The sequence below is a fragment of the Pristimantibacillus sp. PTI5 genome (genome assembly GCF_048572955.1).
Lineage (GTDB): Bacteria > Bacillota > Bacilli > Paenibacillales > Paenibacillaceae > Pristimantibacillus.
Window position 1 is genome coordinate 4414643 of record NZ_CP183886.1, and the last position, 21626, is coordinate 4436268.

The 21626-nt window shown below is 49.8% G+C and carries 21 protein-coding genes and 1 pseudogene; 16 read left to right on the forward strand and 6 right to left on the reverse strand.

All coding sequences use genetic code 11. The features are described 5' to 3' along the window. Positions 1–85: 85 nt before the first annotated feature. The 6 genes from ACN6MW_RS19590 to ACN6MW_RS19615 all read left to right on the forward strand — a co-directional run bounded on the left by ACN6MW_RS19590 (position 86) and on the right by ACN6MW_RS19615 (position 6028). Positions 86–1627, forward strand: a complete 1542-nt coding sequence (locus tag ACN6MW_RS19590; protein WP_419871706.1) for a spore germination protein — start codon at positions 86–88, stop codon at positions 1625–1627. Positions 1628–1651: 24 nt separating this feature from the next. After that, entirely contained in the window at positions 1652–2836 is a 1185-nt protein-coding gene (locus tag ACN6MW_RS19595; protein ID WP_419871707.1) for a Ger(x)C family spore germination protein, read from the forward strand. A 26-nt stretch (positions 2837–2862) separates the two neighbouring features. Continuing rightward, positions 2863–3072 (forward strand): hypothetical protein, encoded by a 210-nt coding sequence (locus ACN6MW_RS19600; RefSeq protein WP_419871708.1) that lies wholly within the window; start codon positions 2863–2865, stop codon positions 3070–3072. A 32-nt stretch (positions 3073–3104) separates the two neighbouring features. Next, positions 3105–4208, forward strand: coding sequence for a GerAB/ArcD/ProY family transporter (locus tag ACN6MW_RS19605; RefSeq protein WP_419871709.1), 1104 nt, complete (start codon positions 3105–3107; stop codon positions 4206–4208). Positions 4209–4386: 178 nt separating this feature from the next. Continuing rightward, positions 4387–4632, forward strand: coding sequence for a YolD-like family protein (locus ACN6MW_RS19610; protein WP_419871710.1), 246 nt, complete (start codon positions 4387–4389; stop codon positions 4630–4632). Positions 4633–4795: 163 nt separating this feature from the next. After that, positions 4796–6028, forward strand: coding sequence for an aminopeptidase (locus tag ACN6MW_RS19615; protein ID WP_419871711.1), 1233 nt, complete (start codon positions 4796–4798; stop codon positions 6026–6028). Positions 6029–6121: 93 nt separating this feature from the next. Here the strand turns inward: ACN6MW_RS19615 and ACN6MW_RS19620 are convergent, their stop codons facing one another. Beyond that, positions 6122–6532: an ImmA/IrrE family metallo-endopeptidase gene (locus ACN6MW_RS19620; protein ID WP_364153858.1), complete on the reverse strand. Its 411-nt coding sequence runs from the start codon at positions 6530–6532 to the stop codon at positions 6122–6124. A gap of 8 nt (positions 6533–6540) precedes the next feature. Then, positions 6541–6966, reverse strand: a complete 426-nt coding sequence (locus ACN6MW_RS19625; RefSeq protein WP_419871712.1) for a helix-turn-helix domain-containing protein — start codon at positions 6964–6966, stop codon at positions 6541–6543. A gap of 332 nt (positions 6967–7298) precedes the next feature. Between ACN6MW_RS19625 and ACN6MW_RS19630 the strand changes: the two genes are divergently transcribed. From ACN6MW_RS19630 to ACN6MW_RS19655, 6 genes and pseudogenes are all read left to right on the forward strand, one after another. Next, the gene (locus tag ACN6MW_RS19630; RefSeq protein ID WP_419871713.1) at positions 7299–7922 is read left to right on the forward strand and encodes a hypothetical protein; all 624 of its coding nucleotides are present in this window, start codon (positions 7299–7301) and stop codon (positions 7920–7922) included. Continuing rightward, positions 7922–8119: a YvrJ family protein gene (locus ACN6MW_RS19635; protein WP_419871714.1), complete on the forward strand. Its 198-nt coding sequence runs from the start codon at positions 7922–7924 to the stop codon at positions 8117–8119. Before ACN6MW_RS19630 ends, ACN6MW_RS19635 begins: the two co-directional genes overlap by 1 nt. After that, positions 8100–8393 (forward strand): helix-turn-helix domain-containing protein, encoded by a 294-nt coding sequence (locus ACN6MW_RS19640; RefSeq protein ID WP_419871715.1) that lies wholly within the window; start codon positions 8100–8102, stop codon positions 8391–8393. Before ACN6MW_RS19635 ends, ACN6MW_RS19640 begins: the two co-directional genes overlap by 20 nt. 148 nt (positions 8394–8541) lie before the next feature. Further along, entirely contained in the window at positions 8542–8697 is a 156-nt protein-coding gene (locus ACN6MW_RS19645) for a sporulation protein YjcZ (RefSeq protein ID WP_364153844.1), read from the forward strand. Positions 8698–9143: 446 nt separating this feature from the next. Continuing rightward, entirely contained in the window at positions 9144–11642 is a 2499-nt protein-coding gene (locus ACN6MW_RS19650; protein ID WP_419871716.1) for an S-layer homology domain-containing protein, read from the forward strand. A 389-nt stretch (positions 11643–12031) separates the two neighbouring features. Beyond that, positions 12032–12124, forward strand: a pseudogene (locus tag ACN6MW_RS19655) (YjcZ family sporulation protein); the annotation flags it as partial. Positions 12125–12229: 105 nt separating this feature from the next. On the opposite strand, the gene ACN6MW_RS19660 reads toward ACN6MW_RS19655, so the two are convergent. From ACN6MW_RS19660 to ACN6MW_RS19675, 4 genes are read right to left on the reverse strand one after another with little or no spacing between them, the layout of a single operon-like run. After that, entirely contained in the window at positions 12230–12694 is a 465-nt protein-coding gene (locus ACN6MW_RS19660) for a RidA family protein (RefSeq protein ID WP_339207370.1), read from the reverse strand. Between the two features lie 33 nt (positions 12695–12727). Then, a complete protein-coding gene (locus ACN6MW_RS19665; RefSeq protein WP_419871717.1) occupies positions 12728–14332 on the reverse strand; it encodes an N-acyl-D-amino-acid deacylase family protein in 1605 nt (534 codons plus the stop codon). A 22-nt stretch (positions 14333–14354) separates the two neighbouring features. After that, the gene (locus ACN6MW_RS19670) at positions 14355–15488 is read right to left on the reverse strand and encodes an alanine racemase (RefSeq protein WP_419871718.1); all 1134 of its coding nucleotides are present in this window, start codon (positions 15486–15488) and stop codon (positions 14355–14357) included. Beyond that, positions 15485–16144, reverse strand: coding sequence for a helix-turn-helix transcriptional regulator (locus ACN6MW_RS19675; RefSeq protein WP_419871719.1), 660 nt, complete (start codon positions 16142–16144; stop codon positions 15485–15487). Before ACN6MW_RS19675 ends, ACN6MW_RS19670 begins: the two co-directional genes overlap by 4 nt. Positions 16145–16398: 254 nt before the next feature. Between ACN6MW_RS19675 and ACN6MW_RS19680 the strand changes: the two genes are divergently transcribed. The 4 genes from ACN6MW_RS19680 to ACN6MW_RS19695 all read left to right on the forward strand — a co-directional run bounded on the left by ACN6MW_RS19680 (position 16399) and on the right by ACN6MW_RS19695 (position 21620). Beyond that, positions 16399–17475, forward strand: coding sequence for a CobW family GTP-binding protein (locus ACN6MW_RS19680; protein WP_419871720.1), 1077 nt, complete (start codon positions 16399–16401; stop codon positions 17473–17475). Between the two features lie 137 nt (positions 17476–17612). After that, entirely contained in the window at positions 17613–18149 is a 537-nt protein-coding gene (locus ACN6MW_RS19685) for a hypothetical protein (protein ID WP_419871721.1), read from the forward strand. 285 nt (positions 18150–18434) lie between these two features. Further along, positions 18435–20924 carry an EAL domain-containing protein gene (locus ACN6MW_RS19690; protein ID WP_419871722.1) on the forward strand — a complete coding sequence of 830 codons (2490 nt, stop codon included), beginning with the start codon at positions 18435–18437 and terminating at the stop codon, positions 20922–20924. 159 nt (positions 20925–21083) lie between these two features. Beyond that, positions 21084–21620 (forward strand): sigma-70 family RNA polymerase sigma factor, encoded by a 537-nt coding sequence (locus tag ACN6MW_RS19695; protein ID WP_419871723.1) that lies wholly within the window; start codon positions 21084–21086, stop codon positions 21618–21620. The last annotated feature ends 6 nt before the right edge of the window (positions 21621–21626 follow it).

The window sequence follows — 21626 nt, forward strand, 5'->3', positions numbered from 1 at the left end:
TGTTCCCGCCTTCCGGTGGTTGTGTTTAACCGCGTTACGCGATGGTCATAATGGGAAGAGACAACGGAACCGGAGACGATAGCCCATGACTAAGCCTATTCAGGAACCAATCGATGACAAACGGCAACAGGAGTATGACGGAGTGCCGCTGGCGGCTGATATTCATGAAAATATCGAAATGATTTTGCGGGATCTGGGCGGCAGCGACGATGTCGTCATCCGTGAAATAACGAGTGACCGATATACCGAACCAGCGGCTGCGATTGCATATATTGACGGCATGTCCGATGCGGCTATTATTAATACGTATATATTTGATGTGCTTAATCGATCCTTGCCGCATATCGAGGCAGACCGGGACAAGCATGAGGCCGAACGGAGAACCCTTGCCGAAAATCTATTATCGGGCATTGGTTCGATCCATGTCGTCTCAGATACAGGCGAGCTTTATCAATTCATGTTATCCGGTGAAGCTATCATCTTTCTGGCCGGCAGCGACCATGCTTACCGGGCCGATATCCGCCAGTGGAAGGGACGCGAGGTTACCGAATCGACGAACCAGACCTCCATTCGCGGACCTCGGGAGAGCTTTACGGAAACCTTGCGGATAAACACCTCGCTCGTACGGCGCAAAATCAAGGATCCCCGGCTCTGGCTGGAGACGATTACGATCGGCAGCATTACAAAAACAAATGTGACGATGATGTATTTGAACGGCATCGCCAAACCCTCTGTTATCGATGAAGCGCGTTCGCGCTTGAAAGCCATCGATATCGACGGCGTGCTGGAAGGAGGATATATCGAGGAACAAATCGAGGACTCCAAATATTCGATATTCCCTACGGTTTTTAACACGGAGCTGCCCGACAGCGTAGCCGCGCAGCTGCTGGAAGGCAAGGTTGCCATTCTGGTGGATGGTACGCCGAACGTCCTGCTTGTGCCGACCCAATTCGTCAGCTTTGTGCAATCTTCCGAGGATTATTACCAGCGCGCCCTCTATTCGAGCCTTCTACGGTTACTGCGCTTCGTAAGCGGATTTATCTCGCTGCTGCTGCCCTCTTTGTACATTGCGATTACAACCTTCCACAGGGACATGCTGCCTACCTCCTTGCTCATCAGTCTCGCCGCGCAGCGGGAAGGCGTTCCGTTCCCGGCTTTTATCGAGGCGGTAGCGATGGAAATTACGTTTGAGATTTTAAGGGAGGCGGGGCTTCGCATGCCCCGCGCGATCGGGCAGGCCGTATCGGTCGTCGGCACGCTCGTCATCGGTCAAGCGGCGGTTGAGGCAGGGATTGTGTCCGCTGCGATGGTTATTGTTGTATCGGTTACGGCGATATCGACATTTACGGTACCGGCATACAGCATGTCGATTCCCGTTCGTATGCTGCGCTTTGCATTCATGGGACTCGCGGCCAGCTTTGGCTTGTTCGGCATCATTATGGGTTTTTTTACGCTGCTGCTGCATCTATGTTCTCTGCGCTCCTTTGGCGAGCCTTATATGGCGCCGCTCAGCCCGTTTATCGCAGCGGAGCAGCAGGATGCGCTGATCCGATTGCCGCGCTGGCTCTCTTTTAAACGGCCGAGCAGCACACAGAAGGGCAACCGGAATCGGCAGCGGAAGAGATAGAAGGATGCGGGAAGGAGCTTAAGCATGATGCTGCGTAAAATAGTGCTGCTCGTCTTATGTATGTGTCTGCTTACAAGCTGCTGGAGCAGGCGTGAGCTTAATGAGCTGCTAATCGTGTTAGGCATTGCCGTTGATTGGGAGGATGGCGAATATCTGGTCTCCTATCAGGTCGTTAATCCCAGCGAAATTTCTGCTCAGAAACAAAGCGGAGACCGTCCTCCCAGCACCCTCTACCAAGGGAGAGGCAAAACGATGTTTGAAGCCGCACGTTCCTTGACTGCCGAGGCGCCGCGTAAAGTATATGCCGGTCACTTGCAAATCTATGTGATCGGAGAAAAGCTCGCAAGGCGCGGAATCGCCGACTTTCTTGATAATACGCTGCGGGATAACGAGGCGCGAATGGATTTTAATGTCGTTGTTGCAAAAGGGGCGAAGGCCGAGGATATTTTGAAAATTTATACGCCCTTGGAGAAGCTGCCGACCCAAAACATGCTGAAATCGCTGGAAACCTCGGAAAAATCGTGGGCGCCGACGGTCTCGGTTACAATGGATCAAATTTTAAGCACCCTCTCCGGAGACGGCAAGGAGCTGGCGCTTACCGGCATTCAAATTATCGGCAGCCAGAAAAAGGCTGAATCCAAGGAAAATCTCGAAACCTTTTTGCCTCCTGGACGCTTTCGCTATACGGGACTCGCGGTGTTCAAGAAAGATAAGCTCATCGGCTGGCTGAATGAAAAGGAGAGCAAGGGTTATACGGATATCACGAATAACCTGGACAGCACCTCAGTGGAGCTTAAATGCAGCGAAAATAAATATATGGGGATTGAGATTACCTCATCGGATTCCCGAATCAAGATGGAGATGAACAATGGGCTGCCTGAAGCGCATATTTATTTTGAGACGGAAGCGAACCTAGTCGACCGGGGATGCAAAGAGGTGAACCTTAACGACCCGGGTGTGATTGAACAGATTGAGCATCAGGTCAAAGGCGTGATGCAAAGTAATGCGGATGCTTCCGTTAAGCATGCCAAGAAGCTGAAATCCGATATTTTCGGGTTTGGCAGCACGCTTGGAAAGCAGCATCCGGATATGTGGGAAAAAATGAAGCAGGGCTGGAATGAAGAAGGCTTCCCAGCGCTGAAGCTCCACTATCATATTGAGGTGCATCTCCGCAAAACGGGAACGACAGGCAATACAACGATGAAGTAAGAGGCATTTAACGGGAGGCTGCGGGAATGTCATCTTTTATTGGCGTATTGGCAATTGCCTTCTGCGCGGCATGGTGGGAGCTGCCGAAGCTGATTGAAAAGAAGAGAAAAAAGGAAATATTCGTATTTATGGCCTTGCTGCTGCTTGGGGCCGGATTATACGGGGCGATGACGCTGAATGCCAAGCTTCCGAATCCGTTTCTTCTGCTTAAAGCGGTCTTTGGCAGATTTTCGTAAGCCAGGCAAGGAACGAAGAAGGAGGGGCAGCCGTGGGTAAAGGCATCGCAAGCGATAATGGTCAACTATCTTCCAGGCAATTCATGATCTTGGTCATTTTATGCACGATAGGTGATTCCATTCTGATTATTCCGACGCTTATCGCGGCAGCCTCCAAGCAGAATGCATGGCTTACGATGCTGTTCAGCCTTGTTTTGGGACTTGGCGTGGGCGTCATGTACGGGCTCCTTGCGAAAAGAATGAAGGGGCTTAGTTTGATTGCCTTCGTGCAGGATATTCTCGGAAAAGCGGCCGGCAGCGTGGTGTGCATCCTCTTTATCTTCTATTTCATATATCTGCATATCACCTTAACGAGTGAAATGAGCCAGTTTATGACGACGCAATTAATGCCGGAGACACCGAATAACGCTATTTTTATTTTGTTTATCGTAGTCGTTATCATTGCCTATCGGCTTGGAGTAGAAGCTTTTGCCCGGATGAGCGAGCTGTTGTTTCCGATCTTTATGCTGCTATTTGTTTTTATGGTCGTGTTCTTGCTGCCGCAGGCCGAAATTGCCAATCTGCAGCCGGTACTGGCAGACGGGCTCAAGCCGGTTATGAGCGGTTTGCTTGCCACGGTGACGATACCGTTCTCGGAGCTGATCGTCATTTTGATGCTGGTGCCCCATTATAAGGGAAGCGCCCGTACGATGAAGCCGCTGCTGGCGGGGATCGGAATCGGAGGTTTGATTTTATTCGTGACGGTTCTATTATGCGTGCTGGTGCTCGGTCCCAGTTTAATGGAAAGCAAGTATTATCCGACCTTTATTCTCGCTCAGAAAATAACGGTAGGAAACTTTTTGGAGCGGATGGAAGCCGTTCTGACTTTTATGTGGGTGATCACGGTTTACTATAAAACGCTGCTCATCTTTTACGCCGTGACCAAAAGCATAGAACAGTTGTTGGGATTAAAAGAAAGCAACATGCTTACAGTACCGCTAGCCATGCTGTTACTCGTAGGCTCCGTCATCAGCACGCCTAATATCGTGGTCTATAATGAGATCATTAAAACCGTTTGGTCACTGTTTGACGCAACCATTTGCCTTTTGCTGCCAGCGCTGCTGTTGGTCTGGTCCTATTTTAGGAGAAAGGCATAACCGAACGAATGCATGCGGAAATCGGTTTACTCTTATTCCCGCTAACAGAGTCAAATGCCTGCATGCTATAATAGAGCAATACGCGTAACTTTTATGGATAGAATCAGGGTCTCCTCGGAGCGGAGGGGCCCTTTTTTATTGGAAATACAGGTTGCCATACATAGCAGGAGGGAATCAGATGGCAAAAAAAGGACCGAAGCGGCCCACCAGAGACGAGTTTGAGCTGGAGGAGCTGGGTGAAAGATTAGTAGAGGCCAAGCAGGAAGGCACTGAGCTGCTGCTCACGGTTTGGGCAGAGGAAGAACGGATAAGAGGCGTAATTACCGCACTCGATTCCAGAACGAAGAAGGTACACGTGGAATATATGGGCAGCATAACCAAGGTTCCTTTTATGGATATTATGAAGATAGAGAGCCCTTATTAATACAATTGGTTTTACAGCAAAACAAACCTCCCTCGTTCAGGGAGGTTTGTTTTTTTGCCCGGCCATCCCGCTTCGTTTGAGCAATGCGGAGGAGAGGTCTATAATGGAATAAGGCTAACGCAAAAGACGCTTATTCATTCATGATGGAGGAGGTTTTACATACATGTACCCAACACAGCAGCATTTGGAAAAATACGCGGCGCTTGCCGTTAAGGTCGGCGTCAATGTACAGCAAGGGCAGACGGTGGTCGTCATGGCTCCGATTACCGCAGCTCCTCTAGTACGGCTTATTGCGTCAAAGGCTTATGAAGCCGGCGCCAAAAACGTGCATGTGGAGTATAACGACGAAGAGCTGTCCCTCATTAAATACAAGAAAGCGCCGGATGAGGCTTTCTCCGAATATCCGATGTTCCGCGCAAAGGCTTGGGAGGATTTCGTGGAGCAGGGCGCTGCCTTTATTACGATCTATTCGCCAAACCCCGACTTGCTTAACGATGTCGATCCGAACCGGGTGGCTGCAGCTTCTAAGGCAGCATCTACTGCGCTTAGCGGCTATAGAAGCTCCCTTATGAACCACACGAATGCCTGGTCGCTTCTTTCGTATGCGACACCGGGGTGGGCAGCTAAGGTTTTCCCTGAGTCCTCGCCGGAGGATGCGGTTCAGAAGCTGTGGGAGCGGATTATCGATGCTACCCGCATTGGGCTGGAGGATCCGATTGGGGCTTGGAAGGAGCATAACGCAAAGCTGCTCCAAATGGTTGACGTGCTCAATAACAAACGCTATAAGCAGCTTCAGTATGAGGCGCCGGGCACAAGCCTGACCGTTGAGCTGCCGGAAGGCCATATTTGGCTGGGCGGCTCCAAGGCGAATGCCAAAGGCATTTTCTTCAATCCGAATATGCCGACGGAAGAAGTATTCACCATGCCGAACAAGGATGGCGTAAACGGAACGGTTCGCAGCACCAAGCCGCTTAACTATAACGGGCAGGTCATCAACGGCTTCTCCTTGACCTTCAAGGATGGCAAAGTAATCGAGCATTCGGCTGAGCAGGGCTACGAGGCTTTGACACATTTATTGAACACGGATGACGGGGCGAGACATTTGGGTGAAGTCGCGCTAGTGCCTCATGACTCGCCGATCTCGAACTCCAATGTCACGTTTTTTAATACGCTCTACGATGAGAATGCCTCCTGCCATTTGGCGCTGGGCCAAGCTTATCCGGTCAACCTGAAAGGCGGCACCAAGATGTCGCCCGAGGAGCTTCTCGCTCATGGAGCGAATAGAAGCCTCACCCATGAGGACTTCATGATCGGCTCGCCGGACATGAATATCGACGGCGTAACGCAGGACGGAAAGCGCGAGCCGATTTTCCGCAACGGCAATTGGGCGATTTAGCAGTAAGGTTAATTTTTTTGAAAAAAGGCTCTGGTTCCGCAGTTTAAGCTGCCGAATCAGAGCCTTTGTCGTCCGTATGCGACGATTGCCGCTTCAGTAATAAAACTTTTGCATTTCCGCAGGCACGCCGTTGCGCATCAGCAGCTCCGCCAGGGTCTCGCTGGCTGCGGGCGTATCGCCCGATACCAGCAGCCGTACGGCGAATTTATTCGCTTGACGCTCGTATTTTCCCGCATTGAAAAAGGATTGCTCATCCAGCCAAAAACGGTTAAAGCCCGGATGCAGCCGGTCATGCCCAAGCTCATGGGCGCATACGAACCTGCACCAATCCTCGGGAAGCTTATCGTGAATGACGATAAAGCGGCGCCTTAGCTTTTTGAAATAGAGGCCTCTCGTTCCTTCGCCAAGATCAGCATACCGGATGTGAATGCCAATGCCCTCGGCGATGGTAAAGGGGTCATTGGTCTTGAATTTCCGGATGAGCTTCAAAATCAATTTATCCATAGCAACACCTACCCTTTGGCATCATCAGGAACATGCCCTGCCGCCTCGGTCTTTTTTTTGTGTTTGTTCATTTGTTTCGCTTCCCAGAACAGCCCGGTCAGCACATCCATAACGCGTTGACGGTCATCCTTGCTCATCGGAACGCCGTCGAACATAATTTCCCCGTCTTCCTCCAGCAGTTTTTTGAAATCGCGCTTATCCTTATAAGTCGCCCATTCGGGAATAGCTGCGGCCGCTTCGCCGCGTCCAAGCAAATAATCGGTCGTCGTATGTAGAATATCGGCCAGCTTTTGCAGATCCTCGCTCGTTGGGGTCACGCGGTCATTCTCGATATGCCCCAAATTAGATCGGCCCATTTCAAGATGGGAGGCGACTTCCTGCTGCGTTAATCCGTGTTCGACTCGCAATTGTTTGACTCTCGTTCCTAATGACATTATAAATACCCTCCGATTTCGTTTAATGGTATTTTAGATACTTGACGGTAATTAAAATACCCAATAAAATGAGTTTCATCAGATAGACTGTTATCATCATGCATAAAGGAAAATGAAATGATAGTTTTAATACTCAACACCTAGTCTAATGTTTGAAAATGATAGTGTCAATACCATAGATCAGCTGGGAGTTTTCGAGTAAAGAGTATTTAAATTACCAAGCCAATATTTTTTTTGATAAAAATAAGAACAAGTGTTCTTATTTTGGTTGTTTTTTTAGCTCTTTATCTCACTTTTAATACAAACACAAACAGAAAGGATGCTGCAATCGAATGGGAAACAAGGAGATCTATTTGTCGGACAATGAGCTTGAAGCCTTTAAGAAGTATAAAGAAAGCCATGACAAGCTTTTTAAGGACCGTGTCATTCAGCAATTCTTTGAAAATAAGAAACATGTTAAGCTGCTGGTCGGTTGTATAAATGGTGATGCCGCCTGCATGCAGCAGTTGGAAGAGACCTTTCGGAAGTATTTTTTTGAATACCGCTTTATCAAATATTTGGCGGGAACGATTCGCTTTTATACGATTGAATTGCTGCGGAATCAGCAAAAGTATAAGCAGCGGAACCAGCTTATTTATGACTCGCCGGCTTCCGATCAAGGCGAAGCAACCTTGGGAGAGCTTATGCAGACCAGCCGAACCGATCAGCCCTTCAGCCTCTCCTACACCTCAGATCCATGCCTTATGGCAGCATCGTTTACGAATGACGACCTAACGGCTGTCTTCGAAGCCCTCTCTGGAAAACAGCGCCTAGTCGCAACTTTAGCTTACGGCCTGCGCTATCAGGATAATGAAATCGCCAAGATACTAAAAGTAAGCCCTCAAGCGATAAGCAAATCGAGAAACAAAGCATTAGAAACCATACGCGGCTCGCTTGCCGGAAAGGGGGTGAAATAATGCTGGAGACTTTAGCGATTACGCCTCTGCTTGCAGCGATTGGCCAGGTTGGTTTTCCGATTGTTCTGGCCGGTTATTTGCTTATCCGGTTCGAGAGAAAAATTGATGCTTTGGCTGCCTCCGTTACGGAATTGAATCATGCGTCTAGAAATAAGCCAAACGAAAGCGAGGACAGCGATGGACAAAAAACTGTTTGATCAGGTTAGGGCGGCGCAGCAGGGGGATAAAGAGTCTTTAGGGCAAATCATCGAGGCATTCGCTCCGGCGATCCGGCAAGCAAAACATCAAACGAATCGAAACGAACAGGAGGATGTGCAGCAAGCGATCATTGAAATGCTGATTCATAAAATTCTCTCCTACGATCTATCCCAGACATTGGATTATTCCGCTTTTTGCAAGCTGAATCAATGCGAGTCCAAAGCCAGGTTAAACACGGTAGAGAGAGCAGCCTACAGCGAGGAGGGATATTGATATCCGAGCTGCTTTATTTCGGGAGAAAAACGCGCAGTGCCATGAGGATTCCCGGCTTTAGGCATATGCTCATTTCCTGCAAAAGCCCATACGCTTTTCGCCCTGAATCATAGGATACTGTGTAAGTTAACAAAAAGGAGATGACCACATGAGTTATGGAGTAGCGGGAGCAAATGTTGGACCTGGACACTGCGCGCCTTATCCGGTTGCAGGCGTAAGCACGGGCTGCGGCGGTTTTTCTAACATTGGTTTTATTCTAGTCCTCTTTATCCTACTTGTCATAATTTCTCGTTCTTGGCTGTAATCATTTAAAATATAAGCAAGTATAAATTTCAACCTTATACGCTGCTTATATTTCAGCGAAACGAGCTTTTGCGCCTTCGAACGCCGACTGCCGTTTACGCTCGGCCAGCGCCTGTTCTTAAGTTTCACTAAGCGTATTTTTCCACTACCTGCAAGCATAAATAACAGCCCCAAGCGCCTGAGCGCTTGGGGCTGTTATAGCTGTGCGATAGGGACAAGCAATGCTGGATATCAAATCCAAGATGTCGACAGCGCCGTCTTTATTAATGTCTGCGCTCTTTATTTGCTCCCAATCCGCTGAGCCTGCTTACTTGCCAGACCTCACATCGTAAATATATTTATTCATGCGACATCAATCGATAAATTATTTATCAGCCAATCATTATAATAGCTAGGTGCGTATGATTTGGTTGTACGGTAAATAATCTATGGGGCGAGGTTGAATCGATGAAGAAGATTCATATTGCAAGGGTAAAATTGACGATGCTCTTATTAATGGTATTTCTGGTTATCCAGTCACCTATGAACGGCTTTGCTGCTGGCAGCGCAACAGGGCCGCTTATTATGAACGTAATTCCTGCAAAACAAGCAACGGTCTATACATCTATGCCAAGGATTACAGCTACATTGCAGGATACTGGTTCTGGAATTAACGATTCAACCATTCAAGTGAAGGTGAATGGAATCGCGGTACCCTTCCAGTACGACATGAGTACTGGAATTGTGGCGGCGGCGACCTCTGGTTTGCCTAACGGTACATATCAGCTAACGATCGACGTTTCAGATTCATCTGGAAACCCGGCAGAACAATGGAAATCCATGTTTAATGTATCGGTTGATACTGGTGCAGGCAAGATCGAATATCTAGCGTTAGGCGACTCCTTAGCAGTAGGTATGACACCATTCAAATCAGTAGGTCTCAGCTATACGGATATGCTGGCCGACAATATTCGCAGCTTTGGATATTTGGGTGAATTCAACAAAAATCATACCTATCCGGGATATACGACCCAGGATGTGCTGAATGATATTCAAAATAATGTAACGACTCCGAACGGAAAGACAATCCAACAGAATATCGCGAGCGCGGACGTCATTACGTTGGACATTGGGGCAAATGATTTTATAAAGCAGCTTAGTCCTGCCTATACGTTAGACCCAAGTATTGTACCCGTCTTAATCCAACAAGTCGGTACGAATACCGGACTTATAATATCAGCGATCAAGCAGTTAAATCCAACAGTAAACATATACGTTATGGGCTTATATGATGCGTTCCACAATTTTCCTTTAACCGCTATTCAGAAGCAGCAGTTTGCCGTTGTATTGGATTACTTAAACCAAGCACTGGCAGGCGCTGCTGTGCAAACAGGGGCTATATACGTACCTACTAAAGTCGCTGTTGCAGCGGATTATGGGAATAACCTGCCTAATCCTTTGGATATCCACCCAAGCGAGCAAGGTTATAAGGCCATAGCAGATGCTTTTTGGAATGTGATGAAGACTTCCTATGCGTGGCCCCTAGACAGCACGCTGACGGCTGGAAATATTGCCTCTTCAAGTCTCACATTGAATTGGACATCCGCTAATGGCGGTGCTTCAGACTATAAAGTTTATAATGGGACAGTAGAAGTAGCTACAGTATCGGGAAGCGTATATAATCATCAAGTAAATGGGTTATCATCGGATACATCATATACCTTTAAAGTGGAAGCTAAGCTCCCGAATGGGATATGGACCACCAATGGTCCGGCAGTAACAGCCAGAACAAATGCAACGAGCGCCTCCGCAGGCCATACAATCCCGCAAATCAACCAACTAACCGCTAAAGAGATAAGTGATCGGATTACATCCGCCGGCACGTCGCCAACGATAACGGTCGATGTAACAGGCAATGATGACATTCTCTTGCCTGGCACCGTGGGCCAACTCCTGCAGCAAGCAAATAAAGCATTGGTTATCAAATCCAATGGACAATCCGCAGCTATTCCATTCTCTGTCCTGAACGATCTTAGCAATTTAGGCAGCGGTGATGAATGGAAGGATGCGAAGCTTAAAATATCGTTAAAGGCAATACAAGATTCAATGGTTGGTGACTTGGCGGGTGCTGCTAATCTGGCAATTGGAGCATCGGTCAAGCAAAACGGTCAGCTGTATGAGTTTGATTTAACGCTAGTGTCTTCAACTGGTAAAACGATTCGTCTGGATCGCTTTAATGCGCCGGTCACTTTACGCTTTTCACTTGTTTCTGACAATACGGATACAAGTCTGCTGGGTATTTATTACCTCAACGAGAGCCTGAAGCAATGGGAGTACGTCGGGGGAGTAATAGGGACCGATAATGGATCAATCGAGACATCCTTATCGCACAATTCCAAATATGCTGTCCTTGAATACACAAAAACGTTTAAGGATGTACCCGCGGCCCACTGGGCTTTTCATACTATTCAAAGACTAAGTGCCATACATGTGATCGATGGTGTAAGCAGTCAACAATTTAATCCTGCCCAACCGACGACTCGAGCACAATTTGTTACCATGCTGGTTCGTGCTCTTGGCATTCAGTCTACTGAAGCACATACGGCTTTTACTGATGTATCCGAAGGAGCTTGGTATTCTGAAGCGATCGCTGGAGCTGTTCAATCCGGAATGATAAAAGGAATCGATGAAAGCCATTTTGCGCCTAATGCTACGATCACTCGTGAACAGATGGCCATACTGCTGGTAAGGGCTTATGAGTACAAAACAGGCAAGCAGCTTGAAACGAGTGACATGCTGCTCCGGTTTAAGGATGCAGATCAAGTATCCTCATGGGCAAAAACGGAAGTGAACAAAGCACTTGGGGCCGGACTTATGCAAGGGCCGGATAAGAATACATTTGTTCCAAATGGCTTAACGATTCGCGCCGAAGCTGCACAAGCGATTTATAACTTACTTGAAAAGTAAATAACGATCAATAAATAAGGAGCTGCCTAAGGCAGCTCCTTTTTGTTGATCGTTACTTTCTACCGCAAACAGCGGTACATTCAAAGAAATAGGTAGACAACAGTGACCGGAAGTCCAAAACCACTCCGCACGCCTCTCGCTTTAAGTGCATTGAGGCGATGTTCTCCGGTCAAGCAAGCATCGCTGCCAAATGAAAAAAGGTGCGGGCTGTTCCGAAAAATGAGCAGGAGCACATTTTGTTCAAACGCCTATACGTTTTTCTCTTTGAATCATAGGATACTGTACCTTAATAAAAAGGAGATGAACAAATGAGCTATGGAGTAGCAGGCGCAAATGTAGGACCAGGACATTGCGGACCGACTTACCCGGTTGCAGGTGTTAGCCACTGCGGTACTGGAGTTGGTGGAGCGTTTTCAAGCCTTGGCGTTATCTTAGTCCTTTTCATTCTGCTTGTCATCATTTCCCGTTCTTTGTGCCACTGAGCGGCAAAGCTTACTTGTAAATCGGCAGCATAGCGTTTCCACTAACTGAAATAGCATAAATACCCCCAGGTGCCTGAGCCTTGGGGGTTTTGCATGCGGCAGTCGTTATTCGCGAACCTCAGCGATCAGCTCGATTTCAACCGGCGTATGGAAGGGGAGGTCACTCGTGCCGATTGCGGAGCGGGCATGCCGGCCGTTCTCGCCGAACACCTCGATGAGCAAATCGGAGGCTCCATTCAGTACATATGGCTGATCGCCGAAGCCGGGAGCGCTGTTAATGAAGCCGAGAATTTTTACGATTTTTACGACGCGGTCGAGGTCGCCCAAATGGGTCTTCATGGCGGCAAGCAGGTTAATGACGACTTGACGGGCTGCTTCTTGCCCTTGCTCGATGGTTAGGTCGGAGCCGATTTTCCCCTCGTACATCAGCACGCCGTCGATACGGCAGTCGAAGCCGGATGTATAGATTAAATTGCCGGTTTGGTTGACCGGGATATAGGAAAACTTAGGTTTCGTGGTTTCAGGCAAAACGATACCTAGCTCGGCAAGACGTTTTTCGATGATCGACATCATAAAACAGCTCCTTTGAAATGGAATGGTTATTTAGTGCGTGCAGCAACGCTGGGCGCGAATAAGCCGGCCTTCGCGTTTATGTGTGTGCGTGCCGTGAGAAAGCGTGAGCTGGCCGGATACGATGACATGTGCAATGCCAGCCGGGTATTGGCGCGGCTCCTCGAAGGTAGCGGCATCCTGGATGGCATCCGGGTCGAATACCGTAATATCGGCAGCATAGCCGGGCACGAGCAGCCCTCTTTTGCCAAGCTTAAAGCGCTGCGCGGGGAAAGAAGTGAGCTTGCGTACCGCTTGCTCAAGCGACAGGACATTGTCCTCGCGGACATACTTGGCAAAGACGCGCGGGAAGGTCCCGTACGTACGCGGATGCGGTTTGCCGATTTCGCAGTTCAGGCTGTCGGAGGCGATCAGCGATTTCTCGTAGCCGATGACCTGCTTCACATCATCATCCGACATATGGAAATAGACGATGGCGATCTGTCCGTTCTCCTCCAGCAGCAGATCCATCATGCAATCGACGGGATGCTGCCCGCGCAGCTCGGCAACCTCGGCAATGGATTTGCCTTCAAGCGCTTTGTTCGCATCTGTCTGCATGGACGAAAGGATAATGCTGGACCAGCCGGTCGAGCACACGAGATTATCCCATGTGTCCTGCTCGCTGCCAAGCTCTTCTTTGATTCGCGCGCGGAGCGCTTTATCGCGGAATGCTTCAAGCGTTGCTTCGATGCCGCCTTCAAGCACCCATGGCGGCAGTACGGTCGTTAAGGTCGTTGAGCCTGCGGCATAAGGATACACATCTACGGTGACGTCCATGCCGCGTGCACGGGCGGCTTCGACGAGCTCCAGCGCGTCAAGCGCCTTGCCCCAGTTCGCGCGGCCTGCTGCCTTCAAATGGCTGATATGCAGCGAGATGCCGGCCCGTTCCGCGATCCAAATGACCTCTGCGACGGACGGCAGCAGGTTGTTGCCTTCCCCGCGGATATGGGTGGACAGCAAGCCGTTATATTTCGGCAGCACGCTGCAAAGATCGGCTAGCTCATCACGCGAGGTATAGCTGCCAGGCGCATACAACAGCCCGATCGATAAGCCGATAGCGCCGGCCCTGAGGCCCTCTTCAAGCAAGGACTTCATGCGTTCAAGCTCGTTCTTCGAGGCAGGGCGGTTCTCAAAGCCCATCACCGCGATACGAAGGGCGCCATGCGCAACGTAGGTGGCGATGTGCTCCGAAGGATTCGAGCGGCCGACAAAGTCCATATATTGACCGACCGTTTCCCACGGCCACTCCCAGCTTGTGCTGCCGAGCACCGGCTGTACGTACGTTTGCAGCAGTTGGCCTTTTTTCCGAACGAATGGAGCAGGGGCGAGCCCGCAGTTGCCGACTACCTCAGTCGTCACGCCTTGCTGCAGCTTAATTTCGCTGTGCGGATGATCGATAATCATCAAGTCGGAGTGGCAGTGCCCATCGATAAAGCCGGGAGAAATAACCTTGCGGGCTGCATCGATGATTTGTCCTGCCTCTTGGTCAACGCGGCCAATGGCGACGATGAGGCCGTCCTTCACCCCAACATCGCCGTTATACCAAGGGTTGCCGCTGCCATCGACGATTTTGCCGTTTTTCAAAATTAGATCGAGCATGCCGTATGATTCCTCCTTCTCGTTATTCGAGCATACCGCGAGCGGCTACGGAAGTTTTGCGCAGCTGCCCGGCTGAATCCTTGAGGTAGACGTCGCTGTGCAAATTAACCGTGCTGCAGATATGGTTAGGGATAATACGAATGACATCTCCTACCTGATAGAGGGAATCCGGAGACACGCGAATCATGCCATGCTCCTCATTCATTCGCTCCAGCACGGCATCGGGATCTCCAATGACATGGCCAAAGCCCTTGAGGAACAAGGGGGCGTGGCCCGGCTGCACATCTGTCGCGAAGGTTTTGCTGCCGCCGTCGATTACGATGAAATCAGCCGAGGGACGGCTGACAATGGCAGCAAGGACGGAGCCGGCGCATTGCTCAAGCGAGCACATGCCATACGCGGCCTGCATTCGGTCCTGATAGATATAGGTGCCGGGACGGACCTCCGTTACGCCGTCAATCTCTGCCGCGAAGACTGCCGTCGGCGACGAGCCGACGCTCACATCTTGGATCGCTATGCCGGCAGCTCTAAGCTCAGCCGCTGCTTCGGCCATCAGACGGCCTTCTTCATGACCGGCAGCTTTGACGTCAAGCGTTGGTGCTCCGCCTGCGATAGCGCCGCGATACGTGAAAATTCCGCTAAGCTTCATCCCGGGAAGCCTGGTGATTTGCTGGGCCATTTGCACAGCTTTGTCCAGGGCTACGCCTGTGCGCCGCAGTCCGGTGTCGAGCTCAAGCCGCACCTCCAGCTCGGCGCCTTCGCGCAGCGCCGCTTCGGATATTCGCTTCGCTCCTTCGAGACTGTCAACCCCAATGATTAGCCGGATACCGGACCGGCTCAAGCGGGCGGCACGCTCAAGCTTGGATCTGGCAACCAGCGGATAGGCGACGAAAATATCGCGAATGCCGCCATTTGCCATAACTTCTGCCTCGGAGATTTTCGCTACCGTTATGCCGGCAGCGCCCGCGGCAAGCTGCCGGGCGGCCATCTCCGGCAGCTTGTGCGTTTTGGCATGGGGACGAAGCTTCACGCCAAGGCGCGCGGCCGCTTCCGCCATGGCTGCAATATTGCCGTCAACGGCATCGCTGTCGATGACGAGGCAAGGGGTTTCCAGCTCCTGTCCTTCATACAACGGCGCATGCATCTTTTCGGTCATACTCCCGTGCCTCCTTCGCTATCCTCGCCTTTGGACTCCTCCAGGTAGCTGTATAGGGTGAACTTCGAAATACTCAAATAGCTGCATACCTTCTCGCCCGATTTCTTAATCAGAAAAGCGCCCTTTTGGTCAAGCCATTGGATGATTTTAATTTTGTCTTCCTTGGCCATCGCCGCTGGCGGTTTGCCGACCGTCTCCTGCGCTTCCTGTATCAGTGTATCGAGCAGATCGTTCACATTGCTGACGAATGATTCCCGGACCGGCGTGAGCCCGCTTGCCGTAAGCGATTGGAGCGTTTTCTCCGCGACCATGAGATCGGTAATGTCGAAGTTGATGCACATCGCTCCGATGATCTTCCCCTCATCGTTTTTGATATACATAGAGGTCGAACGGAGGATGCGCCCATCCTTCGTCTGCGTGACATAGTTATGGCGGTTATCGCCCTCCGAGGTCCCACGCATAATTTCCAAGCCGAGATTCGTGCCGGGATCACCGATTTTCCGCCCTGTCACATGGCCGTTCTCGATCGCTACAATCGTGCTGTCAACCGGCTTTGACCAATCATGGACGACAACCTCGCAATGATCGCCGAACTGTGCGGTTATGCCTTTGGCCATCTCTGTCAAAAATGGCAGCTCTTGCGATATGGATTCCACCTGCGCTCACTCTCCCGTTTGCTTTACAGCCTTGTTGCCCACATGGTACTATGGCTGATCAGAAAAATCAAACAAAAAATCTGTTAACCTAAAAAAAAGTATGATAGGATGTGCGCGGGTTATGGATGGGAATGCTTATAATAGAAGATTCGCGAGAAAAAGGCTTCATATAAAAGATGAAAGAGCGTAACTGTTACGATATAATAGAAGCGATCACCAATCGCTTAAAATACGGACATACGGGAGAACATGAGATGAATAATCAAGAACGACATATACCGGTTCATTTGCTGTCAGGCTTTCTTGGGAGCGGGAAAACAACGCTGCTCAGAAGATTGCTGGATTATTATACGGCGCAGGGCAAGAAGCCGGCGGTCATTATGAATGAGCTTGGCGATATTAATTTGGACGGTCAGCTTGTTGGCGACGAGGTGCCGATGGCCGAAATGCTGAGCGGCTGCATTTGCTGCACGATGCGCGGCGATCTGGGCATGGAAATCAGCACGCTCATCAATGAGCATCAGCCTGATGTCATCTTCATTGAATCAACGGGCGCGGCAAATCCGATGGAAACGCTGGATGGGGTAACCGAGGCGGCCATGTACAAACCCATAGACCTGCGGAGCGTGATTACGGTTGTTGACGGGCCGGAGCTTCTTGCCCGCAGCCGTGACGGCAAAGGCCGTACGTTCAAGCTGATGCTGGAGCAGATCCGATGCGCTACGGTTTTGCTGCTGAACAAAGCGGACAAGCTGGAGCCCGACGAGCTCGTGGAGGCGCAGCAGCAGCTTAGGGAGCTTAATGCCCATGCCCAAATCATCGCGACCGTACGCTGCGCGATAGACGAATGGAGCTGGCTGGATGATGAACATGCGCCAAGCGCTCCCTTTCGGCAAAATCCAGCTGCTGCAGGCGGGCATGAACAGGAGGGCGCAGCAGCGGGACATGCCGGAGAAAGCGGGCCTTGCGCCGTGCCTGGCTGCACGAGCGAGAACCGTACCCATGGGCATAAGGAAGCGGGTCATCATCATTCGCATGACCATGTGATGGTCGTGACGCATTATTGGCGCGGTCCTGTAAACAGCGAAGCATTCGAAGCGCTGCTGCAGAGGCTTCCGTCTAACATTTACCGGGCGAAGGGAATCGTTACGTTTACGGATGCGCTAAGCCGCTTTCTGTTCCAATACGCTTATAAAGAGTCGGATTTTATGCGAATCGATCCCCAGGGCCATGTCAATGACGTGGCGGTATTTATCGGTGAGCATTTTTCAAAAGAATGGCTGCTGAGAGAGCTGAAGCAGCTGGAGAATACGGAGAATAGGGCGCAGTAAGACTAGCTTCGACCAATGTAGGAAAATGTCGAAAAATGCCGCTGACATGTCTATTCGCGTGAATGCTTGGGCAAAATAATCCAGATGAGGCTTGTTTAGCCTCGCATCACGTTTGCAATGGAAAGGTGTGGCAGTAAATGATTAGAAAATGGTTTATCCCTGTTGTATCGCTGGCCGTATTGTTTGCGGTTGCTCCCGTTTGGGCAGCGAAATCAGCAGCGGTTTTGCCGGATGTCTCTTTAACGGCACAGGCGCAGCATCCTAATGAGTCCGATCCGGGCAATGAGCATAAGCATCATAAGGGCAAAATGACCCGCAAGGACTTTGAGGCTTATCGGTTGGAAAAGCTGAAGGAGATCGCGACGTACTTCGGCATTCAAGCCGAAGGAAAAACCGCGGAGCAGCTGAAGAAGGAAGTTGAGGCTGCGAAGCTGGCTAATAAGGAAAAGTGGGAAGCTTTTAAAGCGGAGCATCAAGCGAAGCGTCTTGAGCATTTGCGCAATATTGCCAAAGAGCATGGCATTTCTACCGAAGGCAAAACGTCGGAGCAGCTGCGCGAGGAGCTTTTCCAGCTGCACGGGGGAAAAGGCAAACGGCCTCATCGCTTGGAGGACCATGACCGTGCCAATGAAGACGATAATACGAAGCAAAACGCCAAGCAAAGCGAAGTTTAGGCTTGGCCATTCGAATCCGCCTGAGTCATGGACTGGGCGGATTTTTTTTGCGCGAATAAATGATTGGAATAACTTACCATGACGCAGAGAAACGAATAGGTTCAAGAGACTCTTGAAAATTAAAAAAATGATGAATTTAGTATTTTTTTGTCGAAATATATAGTGATAATATCCTATTTTTCCATTGTGCTCGGGCTGAACTGTCAAGTATACTAGAACCACATCATAACTTGACAGTTTACGCTGATTTTTGCTTTCTCCGACAACAAGGGGCTGATAGATGATATGAGAAAGTTTAGGCTAAGCATCGCACAAAAATTAATATTTTCACTTGGCCTGCTTGTTATTCTCTCGTTTGGTCTATTAGTTTTTGCCCACCTCATTAAGCTTTATCACTCCAACCTGCGCGAAAGTGAACTTGAAGCGCAAACAGAATTAAACGCTTACATTTATCCTTTCTCCAGAACAATGGAACAAACCGTAACGATGCTCCAAACGCTGGAAGCACAGATGTACCTAATGGACGGTCAAGATCAGCAGAACCGGGAATATACCGTTGAATTGCTGAAGTGCGTATTAGAAGATAGTCCCGATATATTGGGCGTGTATACATTATGGGAACCAAACGCCTTTGACGGCAAAGATGCGTTTTACAGAAACAAAAACAGCTATGATGATGCGAGCGGCCGCTTCATCCCCTATGTGGTCCGCAAGGGAGAGGCGTTTGAAGTGCTGGCCATCAATAACTACGAGGATAAGGTGCTGGGGAGTTTCTACCAGCTTCCGAAGCTAACCAAATCCTTTACGATTTTGGAGCCCTATTCCTATGTGATTAACGGCAAGCCTGTATTAATGACATCGCTTGTTCTGCCTATTTTGGATGCCCAAGGTGAATTTTTAGGCATTGTCGGAGCGGATCTTTCGCTGGAATCGGTGCAGAAAAAAATTGAAGCTTTCCGTCCGTTAGGCGGGTACGCCAATATTATTACGACGGAAAATCATTATTTGGCTAACGGCAAAAATCCCGAGCTGGTGAATACGCGATATCAACTATGGTCGAACGCCGATGACTTGGAAGCCATGAAGGGGACTAAGCCGCGCAAAGCCTACACGCCCGATCCGAGCAGCAATGGTACCGTATTGCGTATGTTCTATCCTATTCTTATACATAATGTGCTTTGGCATATCGAGACCGTCATCCCCAAGAAAAACATGCTGACGGATTATTATAAAAGCTTGCGGGAGTCCGTCCTCATCACCAGCATTGCCTTGCTGTTTATGACCATGGTGATGGCACTGCTCGTTCGCAAAATTATTTTGGTTAATATTCAGAAGGTGGTGCTGGCAACCTCCGCGGTTGCTGCCGGAGGGGAAGAGCAGCAGCTAGACATCCGTACGAATGATGAATTCGAATTTATGGCTGTTCAATTTAATCATATGATTACCCAGCGCAAGGAAGCCGAACATCTGATTGAATATCAATCGACGCATGACTTAATGACCGGCTTGCCTAATCGCTATGCCTATCACCGTTATATGGAGGGAACAGCGGCCGAGAGCCATATGCCGCAAGAGCCGTTCGCTTTGCTTTTCATTGACCTCGACCGTTTCAAAATAATAAACGATATGCTTGACCATGCGATGGGCGATCAATTGCTGCAGCAGGTGGCAGAAAGGATCGTTCGCGCAGTCGGCAGCGGCGGGCGTGTGTTCCGTTTCGGAGGCGACGAGTATATCGCGCTGTTGGAGAATGTGAAGCACCTTCATCAGGCTGCTCATGCCGCGGAAACGGTTCTGTCGGTTGTTTCTGAACCTATTGAGCTGAAGGACCGCATGTTTTATATCACGGCAAGCATAGGGGTCAGCATCTGCCAAGATTGGACCCCTGCTGCTGCAGACCAGCTCGTGAAGGAAGCCGATATTGCCATGTACGTAGCAAAGAAGGAACGCAATACATACAAGCTGTATGCTCCATCGATGAATGACGTCACGAAGAAGGAACTGATTTTGGAGAGCAGCATGTTCAAAGCGCTGGAGCTTGGCGAGTTTATGCTCTATTATCAGCCTAAGGTTGAAATCGCGACCGGAAGAATTTACGGCGCGGAGGCTTTGATACGGTGGAACCACCCGGAGCTGGGCATGGTGTCGCCGCTTGATTTTATCCCCATAGCAGAGAAAACGGGTTTTATTATTCCGCTTGGCGAGTGGGTGCTGCATACGGCCTGCAAGCAAATTAGCGAATGGGAGCGAATGGGCTTACAGAACCTCTCGGTGAGCGTGAACATGTCGATGATCCAATTCCAGCAAAAGCAAATCGTCCATACGATCGAGCGGATCATTTCAGGCGCAGGCATAAGGCCGGAGCAGATCGAGCTTGAAATCACCGAGACGATTTTTATGGATAATCCGGCGCACACGCTCAAGATATTAGACGAGCTCAAGCAGCTCGGCGTCTTGCTGTCGCTTGATGATTTTGGCACCGGCTATTCCTCGCTCAGCTATTTGCAGAACATTCCGCTGCATACGCTGAAGATCGATAAATCGTTTATCAGCGGGATCGTAACCGATTATAAGAAACAAATGATTTACAAGTCCGTTATCGTCATCGCGCATAATTTGAATTTGAACGTGGTGAGCGAAGGCGTAGAGACCCAAGAGGAGCTTAATGTCATTTGCAGCCATAATTGCGATGCCGTTCAAGGCTACATCTATAGTCCGCCCGTTACGGCAAGCAAGTTCGTGCAGATATTTTTGGAACATAATAAAGAAATCTAATGAACGATCCGTCTCCTCTTCGATGTGGGGGCGGTTTTTTTTATCGTGTCCAACGTTCCGGCGATTGGTAAAATAATATTTAGCCGTGATGTGTTACAAAAAGACGGAAAGCTTCGTCTTCCTTATAGCTTGAGCAAAAAAAGCAAGGAGGTAATCAGAATGGAACATTCGGCGCCGGATTTGTTTCGTCAGCAATTTAATGAGCATTATCCTTCGGTAAGACGAAAGCTCGTCGCGCTTATTCGCGATGAGGCAGCTGCCGAGGATCTTGCCCAGGAAGCATTTCTAAGGCTTTACCGGAATCCGCCGGATCAGCCTGAAGCAATCGGAGGCTGGCTTCACCGCGTATTAACGAGGCTGGCCTATGATTATATGGATAAGAAAGCGCGGGAGCGCGCATTAACCGAGAAGCAGGAGCAAAGCATGCTTTCGCAGCCGCAGGCGGCGCAGTCAGGCGAGCAGGTCCTGCTCGATAAGGACGAACAGGATCTCGTTCAAGGCTGGCTGGATGCCTTGCCGAAGCGGGATAAGCAGCTGCTGCTGCTAAGATATGAAGGCTACAGTTACGCAGAGATCGCAGAACAGCTTAAGGTCCGGCAGCCACAGGTCGGGATGATGCTGCGAAGAGCCGGGGATCGGCTGAAGCGTCATGCGCAGAAGGCAGAAAGCGTGTTTTTGCACGAGAAGAAGGTCTAAAGCAAC

Excerpts from the sequence above, each read along its gene's own strand:
- ACN6MW_RS19590 (WP_419871706.1), top strand. The coding sequence starts at position 86 with ATGACTAAGCCTATTCAGGAACCAATCGATGACAAACGGCAACAGGAG.
- ACN6MW_RS19595 (WP_419871707.1), top strand. The coding sequence starts at position 1,652 with ATGATGCTGCGTAAAATAGTGCTGCTCGTCTTATGTATGTGTCTGCTT.
- ACN6MW_RS19600 (WP_419871708.1), top strand. The coding sequence starts at position 2,863 with ATGTCATCTTTTATTGGCGTATTGGCAATTGCCTTCTGCGCGGCATGG.
- ACN6MW_RS19610 (WP_419871710.1), top strand. The coding sequence starts at position 4,387 with ATGGCAAAAAAAGGACCGAAGCGGCCCACCAGAGACGAGTTTGAGCTG.
- ACN6MW_RS19615 (WP_419871711.1), top strand. The coding sequence starts at position 4,796 with ATGTACCCAACACAGCAGCATTTGGAAAAATACGCGGCGCTTGCCGTT.
- ACN6MW_RS19620 (WP_364153858.1), bottom strand. The coding sequence starts at position 6,532 with ATGGATAAATTGATTTTGAAGCTCATCCGGAAATTCAAGACCAATGAC.
- ACN6MW_RS19625 (WP_419871712.1), bottom strand. The coding sequence starts at position 6,966 with ATGTCATTAGGAACGAGAGTCAAACAATTGCGAGTCGAACACGGATTA.
- ACN6MW_RS19630 (WP_419871713.1), top strand. The coding sequence starts at position 7,299 with ATGGGAAACAAGGAGATCTATTTGTCGGACAATGAGCTTGAAGCCTTT.
- ACN6MW_RS19635 (WP_419871714.1), top strand. The coding sequence starts at position 7,922 with ATGCTGGAGACTTTAGCGATTACGCCTCTGCTTGCAGCGATTGGCCAG.
- ACN6MW_RS19640 (WP_419871715.1), top strand. The coding sequence starts at position 8,100 with ATGGACAAAAAACTGTTTGATCAGGTTAGGGCGGCGCAGCAGGGGGAT.
- ACN6MW_RS19645 (WP_364153844.1), top strand. The coding sequence starts at position 8,542 with ATGAGTTATGGAGTAGCGGGAGCAAATGTTGGACCTGGACACTGCGCG.
- ACN6MW_RS19650 (WP_419871716.1), top strand. The coding sequence starts at position 9,144 with ATGAAGAAGATTCATATTGCAAGGGTAAAATTGACGATGCTCTTATTA.
- ACN6MW_RS19660 (WP_339207370.1), bottom strand. The coding sequence starts at position 12,694 with ATGTCGATCATCGAAAAACGTCTTGCCGAGCTAGGTATCGTTTTGCCT.
- ACN6MW_RS19665 (WP_419871717.1), bottom strand. The coding sequence starts at position 14,332 with ATGCTCGATCTAATTTTGAAAAACGGCAAAATCGTCGATGGCAGCGGC.
- ACN6MW_RS19670 (WP_419871718.1), bottom strand. The coding sequence starts at position 15,488 with ATGACCGAAAAGATGCATGCGCCGTTGTATGAAGGACAGGAGCTGGAA.
- ACN6MW_RS19680 (WP_419871720.1), top strand. The coding sequence starts at position 16,399 with ATGAATAATCAAGAACGACATATACCGGTTCATTTGCTGTCAGGCTTT.
- ACN6MW_RS19685 (WP_419871721.1), top strand. The coding sequence starts at position 17,613 with ATGATTAGAAAATGGTTTATCCCTGTTGTATCGCTGGCCGTATTGTTT.
- ACN6MW_RS19690 (WP_419871722.1), top strand. The coding sequence starts at position 18,435 with ATGAGAAAGTTTAGGCTAAGCATCGCACAAAAATTAATATTTTCACTT.
- ACN6MW_RS19695 (WP_419871723.1), top strand. The coding sequence starts at position 21,084 with ATGGAACATTCGGCGCCGGATTTGTTTCGTCAGCAATTTAATGAGCAT.